This is a genomic window from Limosilactobacillus reuteri subsp. porcinus (assembly GCF_036621895.1).
Classification (GTDB): Bacteria; Bacillota; Bacilli; order Lactobacillales; family Lactobacillaceae; genus Limosilactobacillus; species Limosilactobacillus reuteri_J.
Map to the genome: position 1 here is coordinate 2,494 of NZ_LN887449.1, position 1,689 is coordinate 4,182.

Genomic DNA, 1,689 nt, shown 5'->3' on the forward strand with positions numbered 1-1,689 from the left:
GCGTCCTTCTAAGCTAATTTGCTTAAAAGGACGCCTTTGCGTGTTACCACCTTTATTCATCCTGTTATCACTAACAGAACCTCACCCCGTACGTAGGCCAACCTAGATACGTTGACGCTATAACGGGCGCACCCGGCTAGAACTTCATAAAGTCACCCTAGCCACTCCTAGGCTACTTTCGATCTAAGACTATCATCCCCACTCTCACTATCCTGGGTTCGCTGACTGATAATCAAAGATCTAATCTCCTATTCTCAGTGGTTACTTTTCTCGATTACTTGTTGTCCATGATTTTACGGTAAAAATTATAATTTGTCAATAGTTTTATCATTATTTTTTAATTTTTATTATTGTTCATTTCTTTTTCAAACCTGAACATCCCAGTTAAATTGCCTCCAGCGTATGTCTCTTCTTCCCCTGACTCCTTATGGTACTTGTTAAAAAATTCAACCGCGTGAAAGCCCAGCTTATTAATATAAAAATGAATGTTACGTTGATCAAAATATGGTGTGCAAGTTTCCCATGATTTAGTTTTCGGGTAGAGTTCTTCAATCTTATTCCAAATTTGCTGACTGATTTTCTTACCCTGATAACCATCCTTAACATATAAGAAGTCTAAATGGTTGTGTCCTGTTGCATGATCAATATTTAAGATCGTTCCACCAACCATCTCTCCATCCATCATCGCTTTATATGCAACCGCACCTTTGGCATTCAACGATTCTTCGATATCCTTTTTCGGTAAGACATCCTCTTTTTGCCCAGAGTAATATTCTGCACCCTTATTAAATGCTTCTTGCATATCAGCTTCAAATTGTTCAATGTCGTCTGAAGTGAGTTTCACTAATTCAAATGCCATTTCTATCACCTATTCATTTTTGCTTATTGTATTGATTACTGGTATCTATCACCATGAAACAAACTAAAATTTTGAATATTTTTAAGTTATGGAATATAGGAAAAACATCTAAAGTAACCAGTCTTGTCCGGTTTCCGGACCGGAAAGTCTCTGAAAAATAATTAGGAGGCTTTATTATGTCAAAAGAGAATATCTCAGAATTGGTTAATTATGTTAGGGAAGATATTGAAAGCCATCTTCAATATAAGCTTAACGATGAACAGTTAGATGAGTTGCGTCTAACTGTTCGCGTGGGCATTTCGATTAGCGCTTTTGCCCCATATTTCTATAACTTGGCGAAATATCTACACACCTCGCCTCGGAATAATTGTTGGACAATTGGTCTAAATACCATTAGCTTGGACTTGGAAATCAATCTGCAAGGATCCTCAATTGAACTTTAGACCATATTAAATTTTATATCTCCTAATTATTTGCACTGAAAAGCCTTTATAATCACACCTAATCACTCTAAACTAATAATATTTTTTAACTTCTATTCCTAATTGATGTAACTCAAATAGTATAAAAACTGTAACATTTGATGATTATCCTCTAAACGGGAATCAAAATCAAAGAGAGTATTAGCATATTCTAGTCCAATTGTGTCATGACTTTATGTTAGATACATATGGTCTACTTAACAGCATCGTCTGAATTTATATTTATGTAACATTTCTTTTATTGTTGCAAGATCTTATATTGGTAGATTATAGAATGAAGTTAGCCACCCAGTTGGTGGTAAATAAAAAACGCCATTCGGCGTGACATCAGGTATCATATTAAGTGAA

2 protein-coding genes are annotated in these 1,689 nt (G+C 35.3%); one reads left to right on the top strand and one right to left on the bottom strand.

The window, feature by feature from the left end; genetic code table 11:
• Positions 1-337: 337 nt before the first annotated feature.
• On the bottom strand, positions 338-859 hold the full coding sequence (locus tag AACL61_RS07440) for a GNAT family N-acetyltransferase (protein ID WP_339111189.1): 522 nt from the start codon (positions 857-859) through the stop codon (positions 338-340).
• A gap of 176 nt (positions 860-1,035) precedes the next feature.
• On the opposite strand from AACL61_RS07440, the gene AACL61_RS07445 reads away from it, so the two are divergent.
• Positions 1,036-1,302, top strand: a complete 267-nt coding sequence (locus AACL61_RS07445) for a hypothetical protein (protein ID WP_339111190.1) — start codon at positions 1,036-1,038, stop codon at positions 1,300-1,302.
• The last annotated feature ends 387 nt before the right edge of the window (positions 1,303-1,689 follow it).